The organism is Dyella marensis (genome assembly GCF_049532885.1).
GTDB classification, from domain to species: Bacteria; Pseudomonadota; Gammaproteobacteria; order Xanthomonadales; family Rhodanobacteraceae; genus Dyella_D; species Dyella_D marensis.
The window spans coordinates 375621-391956 of sequence record NZ_CP064029.1 but is presented as its reverse complement, the minus strand read 5'-3'; the positions used below and the strand labels follow the sequence as shown (position 1 = coordinate 391956).

General features: G+C 66.7%; 14 protein-coding genes. 9 read left to right on the top strand and 5 right to left on the bottom strand.

Annotated elements, in window-relative coordinates; translation table 11 throughout:
• The first annotated feature begins 57 nt into the window (after window positions 1-57).
• On the top strand, window positions 58-957 hold the full coding sequence (gene gcvA / locus ISN75_RS01645) for a transcriptional regulator GcvA (protein ID WP_343819090.1): 900 nt from the start codon (window positions 58-60) through the stop codon (window positions 955-957).
• A gap of 106 nt (window positions 958-1063) precedes the next feature.
• Here gcvA and ISN75_RS01640 read toward each other — a convergent pair whose 3' ends face one another.
• The 3 genes from ISN75_RS01640 to ISN75_RS01630 form a co-directional block, all read right to left on the bottom strand.
• Window positions 1064-1831 carry an alpha/beta hydrolase gene (locus ISN75_RS01640; RefSeq protein WP_343819092.1) on the bottom strand — a complete coding sequence of 256 codons (768 nt, stop codon included), beginning with the start codon at window positions 1829-1831 and terminating at the stop codon, window positions 1064-1066.
• The gene (locus ISN75_RS01635) at window positions 1832-2344 is read right to left on the bottom strand and encodes a hypothetical protein (protein ID WP_343819094.1); all 513 of its coding nucleotides are present in this window, start codon (window positions 2342-2344) and stop codon (window positions 1832-1834) included.
• A 79-nt stretch (window positions 2345-2423) separates the two neighbouring features.
• Window positions 2424-2657 carry a hypothetical protein gene (locus tag ISN75_RS01630; RefSeq protein ID WP_343819096.1) on the bottom strand — a complete coding sequence of 78 codons (234 nt, stop codon included), beginning with the start codon at window positions 2655-2657 and terminating at the stop codon, window positions 2424-2426.
• A 351-nt stretch (window positions 2658-3008) separates the two neighbouring features.
• Here ISN75_RS01630 and ISN75_RS01625 point away from each other — a divergent pair, with 351 nt between their 5' ends.
• The 6 genes from ISN75_RS01625 (at window position 3009) to ppa (ending at window position 13153) form a co-directional block, all read left to right on the top strand.
• Window positions 3009-3479 (top strand): RcnB family protein, encoded by a 471-nt coding sequence (locus ISN75_RS01625; protein WP_343819098.1) that lies wholly within the window; start codon window positions 3009-3011, stop codon window positions 3477-3479.
• A gap of 188 nt (window positions 3480-3667) precedes the next feature.
• Window positions 3668-5719 carry a sodium-translocating pyrophosphatase gene (locus ISN75_RS01620; RefSeq protein ID WP_343819100.1) on the top strand — a complete coding sequence of 684 codons (2052 nt, stop codon included), beginning with the start codon at window positions 3668-3670 and terminating at the stop codon, window positions 5717-5719.
• 433 nt (window positions 5720-6152) lie between these two features.
• Window positions 6153-9278 carry a TonB-dependent receptor gene (locus ISN75_RS01615; protein ID WP_208399740.1) on the top strand — a complete coding sequence of 1042 codons (3126 nt, stop codon included), beginning with the start codon at window positions 6153-6155 and terminating at the stop codon, window positions 9276-9278.
• Window positions 9279-9451: 173 nt separating this feature from the next.
• Window positions 9452-11557: a prolyl oligopeptidase family serine peptidase gene (locus ISN75_RS01610; protein WP_343819103.1), complete on the top strand. Its 2106-nt coding sequence runs from the start codon at window positions 9452-9454 to the stop codon at window positions 11555-11557.
• Between the two features lie 104 nt (window positions 11558-11661).
• Window positions 11662-12498 carry a 2OG-Fe(II) oxygenase gene (locus tag ISN75_RS01605; RefSeq protein ID WP_168649182.1) on the top strand — a complete coding sequence of 279 codons (837 nt, stop codon included), beginning with the start codon at window positions 11662-11664 and terminating at the stop codon, window positions 12496-12498.
• Between the two features lie 115 nt (window positions 12499-12613).
• Complete coding sequence (gene ppa, locus ISN75_RS01600; protein ID WP_167255341.1) at window positions 12614-13153, top strand: inorganic diphosphatase; 540 nt, start codon at window positions 12614-12616, stop codon at window positions 13151-13153.
• Between the two features lie 69 nt (window positions 13154-13222).
• Here the strand turns inward: ppa and ISN75_RS01595 are convergent, their stop codons facing one another.
• Window positions 13223-14014 (bottom strand): SDR family oxidoreductase, encoded by a 792-nt coding sequence (locus ISN75_RS01595; protein WP_343819107.1) that lies wholly within the window; start codon window positions 14012-14014, stop codon window positions 13223-13225.
• A gap of 96 nt (window positions 14015-14110) precedes the next feature.
• Window positions 14111-14659 (bottom strand): ester cyclase, encoded by a 549-nt coding sequence (locus ISN75_RS01590; protein ID WP_343819111.1) that lies wholly within the window; start codon window positions 14657-14659, stop codon window positions 14111-14113.
• 192 nt (window positions 14660-14851) lie between these two features.
• Between ISN75_RS01590 and ISN75_RS01585 the strand changes: the two genes are divergently transcribed.
• Window positions 14852-15127: a metal/formaldehyde-sensitive transcriptional repressor gene (locus ISN75_RS01585; RefSeq protein WP_167255335.1), complete on the top strand. Its 276-nt coding sequence runs from the start codon at window positions 14852-14854 to the stop codon at window positions 15125-15127.
• Window positions 15128-15169: 42 nt separating this feature from the next.
• Window positions 15170-16279, top strand: coding sequence for an S-(hydroxymethyl)glutathione dehydrogenase/class III alcohol dehydrogenase (locus ISN75_RS01580; protein WP_343819114.1), 1110 nt, complete (start codon window positions 15170-15172; stop codon window positions 16277-16279).
• Window positions 16280-16336: the final 57 nt, after the last annotated feature.

The following is a 16336-nucleotide window of genomic DNA, read 5'->3' as shown; positions in this document are numbered from 1 at the left end:
AATGAGGCGCATGCTAGGGAGCCTTACTTACGCTGAAAAACGATGGTTTCTCACCCGATGGATGAGCTGAATTCATCTTTGGCGCGCCGCCTGCCGCCCCTGGGCGCGCTGAAGGCATTCGAGGCAGCCGCGCGCCACCAGAGTTTCCGGATGGCGGCGGAAGAGCTTTCCGTTACCGCCACGGCGGTGAGCCATCAGATCCGCCAGCTCGAACGCCTGCTCGGCGTGGCGCTGTTCGAACGGCAGGTGCGCAAGGTGACGCTCACGGCGGAAGGCCGGCTGTTGTTTCCGGCCTTGCGCGAGAGCTTCGACCTGATAGCGGCAGCGGTGGCGCCGCTGCTGCGGCCCAGGCGGCGGCGGATGCTTACGGTTTCCGCCACGCCGGCTTTTGTTGCGCGGCTGCTGGTACCGCGCTTGGCGGCGTTCCAGGCCAGCCATCCGGAGCTGGACCTGCGCCTGCATGCGTCGACGCAGCCGGTGGATTTCGCCGCGCAGCAGATCGATGCGGCGATCCGCTACGGCAAGGGTCCTTATCGGGACCTGCGCAACGAACCGCTGCTGCATACGCAGTTCGCGCCGATGTGCAGCCCTGCACTGAAGCTGCGCACGCCGAAGGATCTCGCGCGCCATCCGCTGCTGCATTTCCAATGGCAGCCGAGTTTTCGGGAACCGCCGGACTGGGCGGCGTGGCAGCGGGCGGCGGGGTTGCGCACGCTCGATGTTGCGCGCGGCGTTACGTTCAGTGACGAGACTCATGCGATCGATGCGGCGATCGCCGGCCAGGGCGTGGCGCTGCTGAACACCGCGCTGGTGGCCGACGAACTGGCGCGCGGCACGTTGGTGCAGCCGTTCGGGCCGGCGCTGGATGGGATGGATTACCAGCTGGTGTATCCGCCGGCCGCGGAAAGCGACCCGGCGCTCGCGGCGCTGCGCGAGTGGCTACTCCATTTGAGTTGAGCCCCTTCTTCAACTCAAATGGAGTTGAGTGCTTCCATTCCGCTTAATCACATCAAATTGAATTGAACGGGTTCTTCAAATCAATTTGATTTGAAGTGTCCGCACGCTACGGAAAGAAACGCGTGAGGCTGGCGCGGTACGCCAGATAGTCCTGGATATCGTTATGCCCCGCCTCCGGCACCACCTGCAGCAGCGGCGGCGTGGCAAAGCTGGCCGCCAGCGCGGCAGTGCGCTCGGCCGGCATCAGCTGATCCTCGCCGGCGCGCACGATCAGCACCGGGCAACGCACCTGCGGCGCATAACGCCAGGAATCGAAGCGATCGCGTGCCAGCCAGTCGACCGGAAACCACGGATAGAAGCCCTGCGCCACACGCACCAGGCTGTCGAACGGCGTCACCAGCGCCAGCCGCTCAACGGGCCGCCGCGCCGCCAGCTGCACCGCAACGCCACTGCCCAGGCTGCGCCCCAGCACGGCCACCGAAGCGTGGTCCTTCGCCACCCGGTCGAACCAGGCAAGCGCATCGGCCACGAGCGCCTGCTCCGTGGGCTCGCCCTCGCTGGCCGCATAGCCGCGATAGGGCAGCAGATAAACGGTGCGCTCAGGAAACCACCGCGCCAGCTCCTCGCGCGCATCCTCGACCCGCTCGCCATTACCGCCGAAATACAGCAGGGCACGCGGCTTGCCGGGATTGACCACCCAGCCGCGCAAGGTCACGCCCTGGTTGACCAGCACCAGGTCCGGCGCATGCGCCACGCGCCAGCTGAACTCGGGGTGGTAGATCATGCCGCGCTGGTTGAAGTACAGCGCGGCCGCGAAAGCGATGTAGAGCAATCCAGCCAATACGGCCATCACGCCGATAACGCGCAGGAACACTCAGCGATCCCTGCCCGCCGGCTGCTTCTCGTCGACCGTCTCGATACGCGTCACCCTGCCCGCCTTCAATGTGATGCGGATGGTCCGCTCCATGGCGCGCGACGATACCGCATCCGGCAGCACCAGCTCGCCGCTGTACCACTCGGCGAACACCGGCTTGCCCGGCGCCACGCCGAACAGTTCCGGCAGCGTGGCGCGATGGCATTCGCCGGCATACACGGCCGCGTCGATGCAAAGCCAGGTATCGATGTCCACCAGGTAGAGGCGGTCGTCTTCCAGGCGCCAGCGGCCGGTATAGCCGCGCTCGTCGTCGGTGGCGCTGCGCAACGGCGCCGGCATGAAGCGCGGCCGCTCGCGGCCGGCGTAGTGCTGGGCCAGCGGATCGCCCAGCACGTCGTAGGTGCGGCCGTGCCATTCCAGGCGTTCCGGCGGGGAAAACGCCTGTGCCGCCCACGGCAGCAGCAGGCAGGACAGCGCGAGCCGCCCCGGCCACCTGTGCGCAAAGCTTTTCACTGGCCGCTTCATGGGGCGCAGCTTGCCACAAGGTCTTGCGAGCGCCTGTACGCCTTTCGGCAAGGGCGCGCGAGCCGCGTCACGCTTCCGCATCGGCCATTTCGCCAGCGACATGGAACAAGCCGACCGGCCGGCGCAGGTTGTCCATCCGCTCCCGCGGGGCCGTGCCGGCTCCCTTCACCAGGAGCGTGTTCCGGCGGATCGTCTCGATCACATGGCGCACGGCAACGCCGATCTCACCGATGCGGTCGGACTGCCGCGACTGTTCGCGCTGATTCCCGTCACCGTGCGACACCTGCACGGCGCCTTCCACGATGCGCTGCAGTGCCTGCGGCCAGGGCCATGCCCCATGCCCCCATGTCCCATGCCGGCTTCAACCATGCCGCGGCTGTCCTCGATCCGGTGGCGGAAGTCGCGTGCCGCCTCGGTGCGGCGCCGGGCCAGCCGGCGCACTCGCCGGCGACCACGGCAGCGGCCGTCCCGCTGCCGCAGCTCAGAAGAAATCTTATTTCAAATCAATCATTTCAATTCGATAGAACAACGGTGTCATGGCGGTGACACGGCTGACCGCCAGATGAAGATCCTGTGACGAATAAGCCCCGGCGTTCAGACGCAGCTTTCTACGATCTTTCCTAACGACGGCAGTCCGTCGGGAGGAGCGCATATGAAGACGCCAAGCAAACAGTTCTTCGGCAAACAGTTCCTCGGCAGCCTGTTCCTCGCCGCCGGCCTGCTGCTCGGCAGCGGCGCCGCGCTGGCCGACAACGACCATGGCCGCGGGCACGACCGCGGCGACCGCCATGGCCACTACGACCGCGACCGCGGCCATGGCAACTGGGAACGCAGGGACGGTCATCGGGATTGGAGCCGCCGCGACTGGGACCGCCACGACCATTGGCGCGGCCCCGACCGCGGCTGGCACGACGACCGCCGCTACTACCACGGCGGCTACTACCGCCCGCACCATCGCTGGGCGCGCGGTGAGCGCTATTACGGCCCGGTCTACGTGGTAAACGACTACCGCTACTACCGCCTGCGCCCGCCGCCGTACGGCTATCACTGGGTGCGCGACGATGGCGGCTATCTGCTGGTCGCCATCGGTACCGGCATCATCCTGGACATGGTGCTCAACTAGGCGGCACGCGCGGCCAGGGAAGGAATTTGGTGAAGGCGGTGTCTACGGACACCGCCTTTTTCTTGCGCCGATGCAATCGCCATGGCCTGCGCGTTGCGTCGCACAACAAAAGCCTCGCCGACCTCTGCCTATACTCGCCGGACCCGCCCGCAAAGGGCGGTCACTACAACCGGGATGGGGAGGCTTCGATGCTGCAGCAGTATGGCTTGTGGATCGTGCTTGCATGTGCGGTCGTGGCAGTTCTGTATGGCGCGCTCTCGGTGCGCTGGATCTTGGCGAAATCACCGGGCAACGAGCGCATGCAGGAGATCGCCGCGGCGATCCAGCAAGGTGCGCGGGCCTACCTCAACCGGCAGTACGCCACCATCGGCGCCGTCGGCGTGGTGCTCTTCATCGTCATCGGCCTGGCCCTGGACTGGGGCACGGGCATCGGCTTCGCCATCGGCGCGGTGCTGTCGGGCGCCACCGGCTATATCGGCATGAATGTCTCGGTGCGCGCGAACGTGCGCACGGCCGAGGCGGCGCGCGGCGGCTTGGCCGCGGCGCTCAACGTCGCGTTCCGCGGCGGCGCGATCACCGGCATGCTGGTGGTCGGCCTGGCGCTGCTGGGCGTGGCGGCGTACTACGCGGTGCTGCGCCACCTGGGCTACGAGGGCATGCGCGCCCTGCACGCCCTGGTCGGCCTGGCCTTCGGCTCTTCGCTGATCTCGATCTTCGCGCGCCTGGGCGGCGGCATCTTCACCAAGGGCGCGGACGTCGGCGCCGACCTGGTCGGCAAGGTCGAGGCGGGCATTCCCGAGGACGACCCGCGCAACCCGGCGGTGATCGCCGACAACGTGGGCGACAACGTCGGCGACTGCGCCGGCATGGCGGCCGACCTGTTCGAGACCTACGCGGTGACCCTGATCGCCACCATGCTGCTGGGCGGCGTGATGGCCGAGCAGGCCGGCGCCAACGGCGTGCTGTTCCCGCTGCTGCTGGGCGGTGCCTCGATCATCGCCTCGGTAATCGGCACCTTCTTCGTGCGCTCGCGGCCGGGCGGCAAGATCATGAATGCGCTGTACGCCGGCGTGGCGGTGTCCGCCGTGCTGGCGGCGATCGCGTTCTGGCCGATCACCAGCCAGCTGATGTCCGAATCCGCCTACGGCGTGGGCAAGCTCTACGGCTGCGCGCTGATCGGCCTGGCCCTCACCGGCGCCATGGTGGTGATCACCGAGTACTACACCGCCACCGAATACGGCCCCGTGCGCCACGTGGCTCAGGCGTCCACCACCGGCCATGCCACCAACATCATCGCGGGCATCGGCGTGTCGATGAAGTCCACCGCGCTGCCGGTGCTGGCGGTGTGCGCGGCGATCTGGGGCGCGTTCGCGCTGGCCGGCCTGTACGGCATCGCCATCGCGGCCACGGCCATGCTGAGCATGACCGGCATGGTGGTGGCGCTGGACGCCTACGGCCCGATCACCGACAACGCCGGCGGCATCGCCGAGATGGCCGAACTGCCGCCGGAAGTGCGCGGCGTCACCGACCCGCTCGACGCCGTCGGCAATACCACCAAGGCGGTGACCAAGGGCTACGCCATCGGCTCGGCCGGCCTGGCCGCGCTGGTGCTGTTCGCCGACTACACGCACAACCTCAGCCAGCACCTGGGCGTGAGCGACTTCCGCTTCGACCTCTCCAACCACTACGTGATCATCGGCCTGCTGATCGGCGGCCTGATCCCCTACCTGTTCGGCGCGATGGCAATGGAAGCCGTGGGCCGCGCGGCGGGTTCGGTGGTGGAAGAGGTGCGCCGCCAGTTCCGCGAGATCAAGGGCATCATGGAAGGCACCACCAAGCCGGACTACTCGCGCGCGGTGGACATGCTGACCAGGTCCGCGATCAAGGAAATGCTGGTGCCCTCGCTGCTGCCGGTGCTGGTGCCGGTGCTGGTGGTGTTCGGCTTCAAGTGGCTGGGCGGCGCCGAGGCCGGCGCGCAGGCGCTGGGCGGCGTGCTGATCGGCACCATCGTCACCGGCCTGTTCGTGGCCATCTCGATGACCACCGGCGGCGGCGCCTGGGACAACGCCAAGAAGTACATCGAGGACGGCCACCACGGCGGCAAGGGCTCGGACGCGCACAAGGCGGCCGTCACCGGCGACACCGTGGGCGATCCCTACAAGGACACGGCGGGTCCGGCGGTGAATCCGCTGATCAAGATCATCAACATCGTGGCGCTGCTGCTGATCCCGCTGCTCTGAATCCGGCGCCATCCATTTAGACGTCTAAACTTCGGACGTCCATACAGAAAAAGCGGCCCGCAAGGGCCGCTTTTTCTTTGCCCGTCACGTTCACGCAAGCAGGCAGCAAGTCCGGCGTAAGTTTCAGCGATCGTCGCGCAAGGCCCTACGGCCGCGCATGTCTCTGTAAATCATTGACGTCGCAGCAATGTGAAAAATACCTATACGTTTTTTGTTACGAACGTGTTGACCCATTCGTAAGTCTTCGCTAGAACCGATCTAGGCCGGAAGTCATCCGGCCACGGGGGAAACGCAATCCGACGCGCATTTCTGGTTCCTGGGGAGGAACCGGAGCAGGTTCTTGCGGCCTGCTGCCGCCGGAGTGCGTCCCCTTTTGACCGCGCGGGGCCCGCACCCGCGCCTTTCGAATTCATCTCTGGGGGAGTCTGTTGTAATGACCATCACCACCTTCACGGCGGCGCGTTCGCTGCGCTATTCCGCACTGACGCTCGCCATGGGCCTCGCGTTCGCCAGCACCGGCGCGCTCGCGCAGTCCAACACCACCGGCTCGATCTTCGGCCAGATCGCCGCCAAGCAGGGCACCACGGTCGTCGCCGAAAACACCGAGACCGGCTTCAGCCGCACCGCTACCGTGGACGACAGCGGCCGCTACCGCTTCTCCACCCTGCCGGTGGGCAAGTACAAGGTGACGCTGCAGAACAATGGCGCCTCCGTCAGCACCCGCGACAACATCGTGGTCGCCATCTCCAGCGGTACCGAGGTGTCCTTCGGCGCGGCGGCCGCGGCCGGCGGCGACGCGAAGAACCTCGAGGGCGTGTCGGTGGTGGCCTCCGCGCTGCCGGCGATCGACGTGTCCTCGGTGGACACGCGCACCGTGCTCACCTCCGAGCAGCTCAACAAGCTGCCGATCGCGCGCAGCGTCGGCGCCGCCGCCCTGCTCGCGCCGGGCGTGGTGGAGAACTCCAGCTACAGCACCACCGGCTTCGGCAACATCCCGAGCTTCGGCGGCGCGGCTTCGTCGGAGAACGCGTACTACATCAACGGCTATGCCGTGACCAACCCGCTGCAGTCGCTGGGCGCCACCACCCTGCCGTTCGACGCGATCGACCAGGAGCAGGTGCTCACCGGCGGCTACGGCGCCGAGTTCGGCCGCTCCACCGGCGGCGTGATCAACATCGTCACCAAGCGCGGCTCCAACCAGTGGAAGGGCGGCGTCTACGCCATCCTGCGTCCGGAAGCGCTGCGCGCCAACCCGCGCAACAACTACTTCCCGAAGACCGGCTACTACGGCCCCGGCAGCGCCACGCCCACCGACGGCACGCTGTACTGGTACCGCAACAAGAACCAGTACTCGTACAACACCTACGGCGCCTACTTCAGCGGCCCGCTGATCAAGGACAAGCTGTTCTTCTACGTCGACGGCGAGATGACCAAGCAGAGCGGCAACGCCGTCGCTTCGTTCTCCAACTCGTCCAGCACCACCGCCAAGACCGGCTGGAACGACTACACCTACAAGATGCCGCGCTGGACGGCGAAGATCGACTGGAACATCACCGACAGCAACATCCTGGAATTCACCGGCGTCCAGGACAACATCGTCTACGACTCCAGCCGCTACGCGTTCAACTACGGCGACTCCTCGCACGGCAACGTCAAGAACGGCGGCGTGCACCAGAAGGACAGCAGCCGCCTGTACATCGCCAAGTACACCAGCTACGTCACCGACGACCTGACCGTGTCGGCGCTGGTCGGCAAGCAGAACCTCGAGCATCTGCAGCAGCCGTTCGGCTATGACCCGAACTGCCCGTACATCTCGTCCTCGGCGACGGTGCAGGCCCCGGGCCTGACCTACAACGCCTGCCAGCAGGGCGCGGTGACCTCGCTGCTGATCCCGGGCGCCAACGACAAGACCCACGGCTGGCGCCTGGACGTCGAGTACCGCCTCGGCGACCACACCCTGCGTGCCGGCTACGACGCGCAGACGGCCGAATCGCTCACCGGCTCGTCCTATCCGGGCGGCTACGCCTGGGTGTACGGCTGGCAGAAGGACCCGACCATCGGCATCGATGCCAGCCACGGCGTCGCCTCGCCGGCCTCGGCCGGCGGCCTGGGCACGCAGGGCTATTTCGTCTCGCGCGCCTACAACACGCAGAACGCCAAGGTGAAGACCGAGCAGCAGGCCCAGTTCATCGAGGACCGCTGGCAGATCTCCGACCGCTGGCTGCTCTCGCTGGGCCTGCGCAACGAGCAGTTCACCAACTACAACGGCAACGGCGAGGCCTATGCGCGCCAGCGCCACCAGCTCGCCCCGCGCATCGGCGCGGCCTGGGACGTCTACGGCGATTCCTCGCTGAAGCTGTTCGCCAACGCCGGCCGCTATCACCTGGCCATGCCCAATAACGTGGCGGTGCGCGGCGCCTCCGGCTCGCTGATCACCAACGAGTACTACACCTACACCGGCGTCGACCCGAAGACCGGCGCGCCGACCGGCCTGACCGCGGTCGCGGTGGACCGCAGCAAGGGCTACACCTGCGGCAACACCAATGCCATCTCCAGCAACCTGGAATGCGGCACGGCGCCGGATCCGCGCACTGTAGCGGCGAAGGGCCTGAAGTCGCATTACCAGGACGAGTACATCGCCGGCATGGAGCAGCAGCTCTCCCCGACCTACAACTGGGGCGCCAAGCTGACCTACCGCAAGCTGCGCAGCGCAATCGACGACACCTGCGCCCCGGCGCTGGGCGGCGCCTGCTTCCTGTTCAACCCGGGCACCACCAACACCTTCCTGCAGGAACAGGCCGACGGCAGCTTCAAGGCCGTCACCTACACCCGCGAGCAGCTGGGCCTGCCCGAACTCAAGCGCAAGTACTACGCGCTCGACCTGTTCCTGGAGCATCCGTTCGCCGACAAGTGGTACGGCCGCGTCGACTACACCTACTCGCGCAACTACGGCAACACCGAAGGCCAGCTGGCCTCCGACCTGGATACCGGCAACGGCGGCCAGGCCGACGTGTCGACCACCCAGGACTGGGACCTGCCGCAGCTGATGGTCGGCTCCAACGGCCTGCTGCCGAACAACCGCAAGCACCAGATCAAGGCGTTCGGCTACTTCCAGGCCACCGAGGAATGGCGTTTCGGCGCGTCGCTGATCGCCGCCTCGGGCCGTCCGAAGAACTGCACCAGCCACTACCCGACGGCCGACAAGGGCCTGTACAGCGGTGCGGCCTACTGGTTCTGCGGCCTGTCCGGTTCGGGTACGGCTCCGGGCAGCGCGGGCTACAAGCCGGCGGCCGCGGACTACGCCTTCTCGCCGCGCGGCTCGCACGGCTCGGCGCCGTGGACCTACCAGCTGAACCTCAACGTGGCCTATTCGCCGGCCTGGCTGAAGGAGCTGACCCTGCAGCTGGACGTGATCAACGTGCTCAACCGCCAGGTGGCCACGGCCTACAACTATCGCTACGAGACCAGCTCGCGCAACACGCCGAACCAGCTCTACCTGCGTGAACTGAACGTGTCGGACCCGCGCTACTTCCGCATCACCGCGCGCTACGACTTCTAAGCGAAAGGCATTACACAACAACCGAGCCCGGCGCCAGGCATGGCGCCGAGGTCTTCGGGTCTCCCCGAGTGCCGCCGGTTCTCCCGGCGGCTTTTTTTTGCGTCGCGGGCCGGTTTCGTGTTCCATGGCGAACTGCTTGAATGGTCCGACCGCCTCCCCCGCAAGGAATCACGGTGAACAAGCTCGCCCTTTCCCTCCTGATGGCCTTTTCCATGACCGGCATCGCCCACGCCGCCACGCCTCCCGCCACCGACGCCAACCTGTGGCTGGAAGACATCGACGGCGCGAAACAGCTCGACTGGGTGCGCCAGCACAATGCCGAGACGGTAAAGAAATACGCCGACACGCCCGAGTTCAAGCAGCTCGACGCGCGCATCCTGGAAGTGCTCGACTCCAACGCGCGCATTCCGTTCGTGGCGAAGATCGGCGACCACTACTACAACTTCTGGCGCGACAAGGAACACCCGCGCGGCCTGTGGCGGCGCACCTCGCCCGCCGAGTACGCAAAAGAACAGCCTGCCTGGGAGACGGTGCTCGATCTCGACGCGCTGTCCAAGGCGGAGCAAGAAAACTGGGTATGGCACGGCGCCGACTGCCTGAAGCCGGCCAATAAGCGCTGCCTGCTGATGCTCTCGCGTGGCGGCGCCGACGCCGACGTGGTACGCGAGTTCGACCTGGCCTCGAAGCAGTTCGTCAAGGACGGCTTCGCCCTGCCCGAGGCCAAGACCCAGGTCACCTGGAAAGACCAGGACACCTTGTACGTGGCCACCGATTTCGGCCCCGGCTCGATGACCGCCTCCAGCTATCCGCGCATCGTCAAGGAATGGAAGCGCGGCACGCCGCTATCGTCGGCCGCCACCGTATACGAAGGCAAGCACGAGGACATGAGCATCTCCGCCGAGCGCGATCACACGCCCGGGTTCGAGCGCGACTTCGTGCACCGCCAGATCGCCTTCTACGACAGCGAGACTTTCCTGCGCGGCAAGGACGGCAAGCTCGTCAAGATCGACGTGCCCAGCGACGCCAGCACCGACGTGCAGCGCGAATGGCTGCTGGTCACGCCGCGCAGCGACTGGACGCTGGGCGGCAAGACCTACAGATCCGGCTCGCTGCTGGCGGCGAAGTTCGACGACTATATGGCCGGCAAGTACCGGGACGGCAAGCTGCCGCTCACCGTGCTGTTCGAACCCACCGAAAGCACCGCGCTGGACGCCCACTCGTGGACGCGCCATCACCTGATCCTCAACGTGATGGACAACGTGGTGAACCGCCTGGAGGTGCTCACGCCGCAGGATGGCGCGTGGAAGCGCGAAAGCCTGGGCGGCGCGCCGGAGCTCTCCACCATCGCCGCGACCGGCATCGACGCGGACGACAGCGACGATTACTTCCTCACCGTCAGCGGCTTCCTGCAGCCGACCACGCTGTACGCCGGCACGCTCGGCAGCGGCGAGCCGCAGGCGATCAAGCACAGTCCGGCGTTCTTCGACGCCTCCAGGTACCGCGTCAGCCAGCATTTCGTGGCCTCCAAGGACGGCACGCGCGTGCCCTACTTCGAGATCGCCTCCAAGGACCTGAAGGCCGACGGCAAGAACCCCACCCTGCAGTACGGCTATGGCGGCTTCGAGATCTCGCTGCAGCCGGCCTACAGCGGCAGCGTGGGCCGCGCCTGGCTGGACAAGGGCGGCGTGTACGTGATCGCCAATATCCGCGGCGGCGGCGAATACGGCCCGCGCTGGCACAAGGCGGCACTCAAGGCCAACCGCCTGCGCGCCTACGAGGATTTCGCCGCGGTCTCGCAGGACCTGATCAAGCGCGGCATTACTTCACCGGCGCACCTGGGCGCGATGGGCGGCAGCAACGGCGGCCTGCTGATGGGCAACATGCTCACGCTGTATCCGCAGCTGTACGGCGCCATCGTCAGCCAGGTGGCGCTGCTGGACATGCAGCGCTACACGCATCTGTCCGCCGGCGCTTCGTGGATGGCCGAATACGGCGATCCGGACAAGCCGGAGGAATGGGCCTGGATCAAGGCCTTCTCGCCCTACACCAATGCCAAGGCCGGGCAGAAGTATCCGCCGGTGCTGTTCACCACCTCGACGCGCGACGACCGCGTCGGTCCCGTGCATGCCCGCAAGATGTACGCAAAGCTGGCGGGGCTGGGCTACGACGCCGCTTTCTACGAGAACATCGAAGGCGGCCATGGCGCGGCGGCGGACAACAAGCAGTCGGCCTTCATGAATGCGCTGGGCTATACGTACTTGTGGGAGCATCTGAAGTAGGGTGAGCCGAAGGCGAACCCCAACGGGTCCAGCATGGTCATTGCTGCGTTGGGGTTCGCCGTGCTCACCCCAACTTACTCACCGCCCCGTCCAGTCGATATCGCATGAAATCCTTCCACAAGACCCGCCCCGAACTGCGCGATTGGATCCTGGCCACGGCCCGCGGCGGCCACACGCCGCTGGAAGTGGTCAAGCTGATGCAGGAAGCCGGCTACGACCAGCAGCAATGCCACCGCGCGGTGGCCGAAGTGCTGGGCGTGCCGCTGGCCGCATTGAACGCCACCATCCCGCGGGCCGGGGCGAAGCGCACCACGCATCCGGCCGCGCCTTGCAGCATCGCGGACGGCCATCCGGTGCGCGTCAGCACCAGCCTGGACAGCCCCGTGGTGCGCGTGCTCGACGGCCTGCTCACCGACGGCGAATGCGAAGCACTGATCGGCCTCGCTTCGCCGCGCCTGGCCCGCTCGCTGACCGTGGACGAAGCCGGCCGCCACCAGACCGACGAGCGCCGCACCAGCAACGGCATGTTCTTCAGCCTCGGCGAGACGCCGCTGATCGAACGCATCGAGCGGCGCATCGCGGAACTGGTCGATCTGCCGGTGGATCACGGCGAAGGCCTGCAGGTGCTGCACTACCGGCCCGGCCAGGAATACGAGCCGCATTTCGACTGGTTCGATCCCACCCAGCCGGGCTTTACCGCGGTGACTGCACGCGGCGGCCAGCGCATCGCCAGCATCGTGATGTACCTCAACACGCCCGAGGAAGGCGGCGGCACCGGTTTCCCGGCGGCCGGCCTCACCGTCACGGCCCTGCGCGGTTCGGCCGTCTATTTCGCTTACGACACCGGCGACCAGAGCTCGCTGCACGCCGGCCTGCCGGTGCTCAAGGGCGAAAAATGGATTGCCACCAAGTGGTTGCGCGAGCGCCCCTACCAGCGCTGAGCGCGCCGCGGCACTGACGCCGCCCTGAACCCGCCGGCCCGGCCTGCTGCGACGCAGCAGCCTTTGCCGTATGCTTGCGAGCTCTCCCCAAGCCTTATCCAGTCAAGGAATCACCATGGGTCTGCATCTCGTCTCCGCCGGCCGCGACGTGCCGAACGAAATCAACGTCATCATCGAAATCCCCAAGGATTCCGAGCCGGTCAAGTACGAGGTGGAGAAAGAAAGCGGCGCGATCTTCGTCGACCGCATCCTGTCCACGCCGATGCGCTACCCCTGCAACTACGGCTACGTGCCGGGCACGCTGGGCGGCGACGGCGACCCGCTGGACGCGCTGGTGATCCTGCCGCTGCCGCTGGTGCCGGGCTCGGTGATCCGCTGCCATCCGGTCGGCATGCTGAAGATGACCGACGAAGCCGGCGCCGACGAGAAGCTGGTGGTGGTGCCGGTGGCCAAGATCTTCAACGGCTACTCGCACATCAAGGACATCAAGGAAGTCTCCGGCCACTGGCTGGAGCGCATCGGCCACTTCTTCGAGCACTACAAGGACCTGGAGAAGGGCAAGTGGGTGAAGGTCGAGGGCTGGGCCAATGCGGACGACGCCAAGGCGGAGATCCTGAGCGGCATCGAGCGCTACAAGGCCGAGAAGAAGGGCTGATCCGCCGCTTCCGCCGTTAAAAAACGCCCCGCATCGCGGGGCGTTTTTTGTTTGGACGGCCGCGGAAACTCAGATCGTATCGACCACGCCGCCATCCACGCGCAGCGACGCGCCCGTCGTCGCCGAGGCCTGCGGCGAGCAGGTGTACACCACCATGTTCGCCACTTCTTCCGTGCTGGCGATGCGCTGGATGATCGAGCTGGAACGGTGCGCCTTGACGAACTCGTCGCCGATCTGTTCGTAGCTCTTGCCTTCGCGCTCGGCCTGCTCGCGCACAAGGTCCTTGAAGCCGTCGGACAAGGTCGGTCCCGGCAGCACGCTGTTCACGGTGACGCCGCTGCCCGCGGCCACCTTGGCCAGGCCGCGTGCGATCGAGAGCTGCGCGGTCTTGGTGAAGCCGTAATGCACCATCTCCACCGGAATGTTCAGGCCCGACTCCGAGGAGATGAACACCACGCGGCCCCAGTTGCGCTCCAGCATGCCGCGCATGTAGTGGCGCGACAGGCGCACGCCGGACATCACATTGGTCTGGAAGTAGCGCTCCCATTCCGCGTCGTCGATATCGAAGAACGGAACGAGCCCGAAGATGCCGGCATTGTTGACCAGGATGTCGACGCTGGGCACCGCATCGGTCAGCGCTTTTGCGCCCGCGGCGGTGGACAGGTCCGCTGCCGCGCCTTCGATGTTCGCGCCGTGCAATTGCTTGCGCAGCTTGTCGACCACCTCCTGCACGGTGCCGGGATGGCGGCCGTTGATGATCACGTTGGCGCCCGCCTGCGCCAGGCCGGTGGCGATAGCCAGGCCGATGCCGGCGGTGGAGGCGGTGACCAGGGCGTTCTTGCCGGAAAGATCGATGTGCATGGGCTTACCTCGGAAAGGAAATCAGCGGGTGATGGAAGCTGCGCGGCAACGGGCCATGCTGTCGCAGAGGGTGTTGCAAAAAGGTGCATGGAACGCTCAGGAAGACTTGCCCGGCGCCGGCAGCTGCCCCAGCTGCTGCAGCACGGTGAGGTTGTCTTCCAGATGCCAGTTGTCGGTGATGCGGCCGCCGGCCACGCGGTAGATGTCGGTGGCGATGAAATCGATCGCCTGGCCGCGGCCCTGCGTGTCCTTGAAGCGCCCGGTGAAATGCCCGCGGAAATGCAGGTGCGTCACCACGCGGTCGCCGGCCACCAGCATCTGCTCGATCTCGCAGCTCAGGTCCGGGATCGCCGCGCGCATGGTCTTCGACGCCGCCAGCGGACCGGCCAGCCCTTGCGCGCGGCCCGGCGGTGGCGTGCGGTCGGTGAAGCCCGGTGCCAGCGCGGCCTTGGCCAGCGCTTCGTCGCCGGTATTCCAGAACGTGTCGTAGCGGCGCGCGGCCAGCATCTGCGCCTCGGCCTGCGCCTTCGGCAGGCTGCCGTCGACGATCAGGGCGCGCGGCTGCAGCAGCGCAGGTTCGGCAGGTGCAGCGGCGGCGAGCGAAACGGCGGCGACGGCCGAAAGCGCACAGAGCGAGCGGAGCATGGGATCAACCTCGATAGTCGCCGCCGCGGGACGCGGCCGGCCGATGAGGGAGATGCTAGCTTTTCGATTTGCGACGACATAGCAGCCCGAAGCGTAGACAGCTTTTCCAAAACGGAAAAGATCGGCCTCGTGTTTGACCCCCGCCGCGCCCGCCTAGATACTCTACCCCAGTATAGATACCGGACCCCGGGCATGCCCCACTCCCTCCCCGAAAAAAAGCGCGTCCTCGGCCGCGTGCGCCGCATCCGCGGCCAGCTCGAAGCATTGGAGCGCGCGCTGGAAGCCGGCGCCGACTGCGCCCCGGTGATGCAGCAGATCGCCGCCGTGCGCGGCGCGGTCAACGGCCTGATGGCCGAGGTGATGGAGGCGCATATCCGCGAGGAATTCGGCGCGCCCGCCGCCTCCGACGAACGCCGCGCCGAACGCGTGCGCGAGATGACCGAGCTGGTCCGCTCCTATCTGAAATAAGCCCTGCCCTTTCTTTGTTGCCGTTTGCTGGAGACACACACCATGAAATCACGCGCCGCCGTCGCCTTCGGACCGGGCCAGCCGCTGCAGATCGTCGAGATCGACGTCGCCCCGCCGCGCAAGGGCGAAGTCCTGGTCCGCATCACTCATACCGGCGTCTGCCATACCGACGCCTTCACGCTCTCCGGCGACGATCCGGAAGGCATCTTTCCCGCGGTGCTCGGCCATGAAGGCGGCGGCATCGTGGTGGAAGTGGGCGAAGGCGTCACCAGCGTGAAGCCGGGCGACCATGTCATTCCGCTTTACACGGCCGAATGCCGCCAGTGCAAATTCTGCCTCTCCGGCAAGACCAACCTGTGCCAGGCCGTGCGCGCCACCCAGGGCAAGGGCCTGATGCCGGACGGCAGCACGCGCTTCTCCTACAACGGCGAGCCGGTCTACCACTACATGGGCACCAGCACTTTCAGCGAATACACCGTGGTGCCGGAAATCTCGCTGGCCGTGGTGAATCCGCAGGCGCCACTGGAAAAGGTCTGCCTGCTCGGCTGCGGCGTCACCACCGGCATCGGCGCCGTGCACAACACCGCCAAGGTGAAACCCGGCGACACCGTGGCCGTGTTCGGCCTGGGCGGCATCGGCCTGGCGGTGATCCAGGGCGCGGTGCAGGCCAAGGCCGGGCGCATCATCGGCATCGACACCAATCCGGGCAAGTTCGAACTGGCGCGCGCGATGGGCGCCACCGACTGCGTGAACCCGAAGGACCATGCCAAGCCGATCCAGGAAGTGATCGTCGAACTGACCGACGGTGGCGTCGACTTCAGCTTCGAATGCATCGGCAACGTGGACGTGATGCGCGCCGCGCTGGAGTCCTGCCACAAGGGCTGGGGCGAGAGCGTCATCATCGGCGTGGCCGGCGCGGGCCAGGAAATCCGCACGCGTCCGTTCCAGCTGGTGACCGGCCGCGTGTGGCGCGGCAGCGCGTTCGGCGGCGTCAAGGGCCGCACGCAGTTGCCGGGCATGGTGGAGCAGGCGATGAACGGCGAGATCCGGCTCGATCCGTTCATTACGCACAACTTGCCGCTGGAGCGCATCAACGAGGCGTTCGACCTGATGCACGAAGGCAAGTCGATCCGCACCGTGATCCATTTCTGAGACCACCGGCGTCTTCTGACGCGGCAGCCATCACGTTTCTCTTGCGGGCGGGACCAC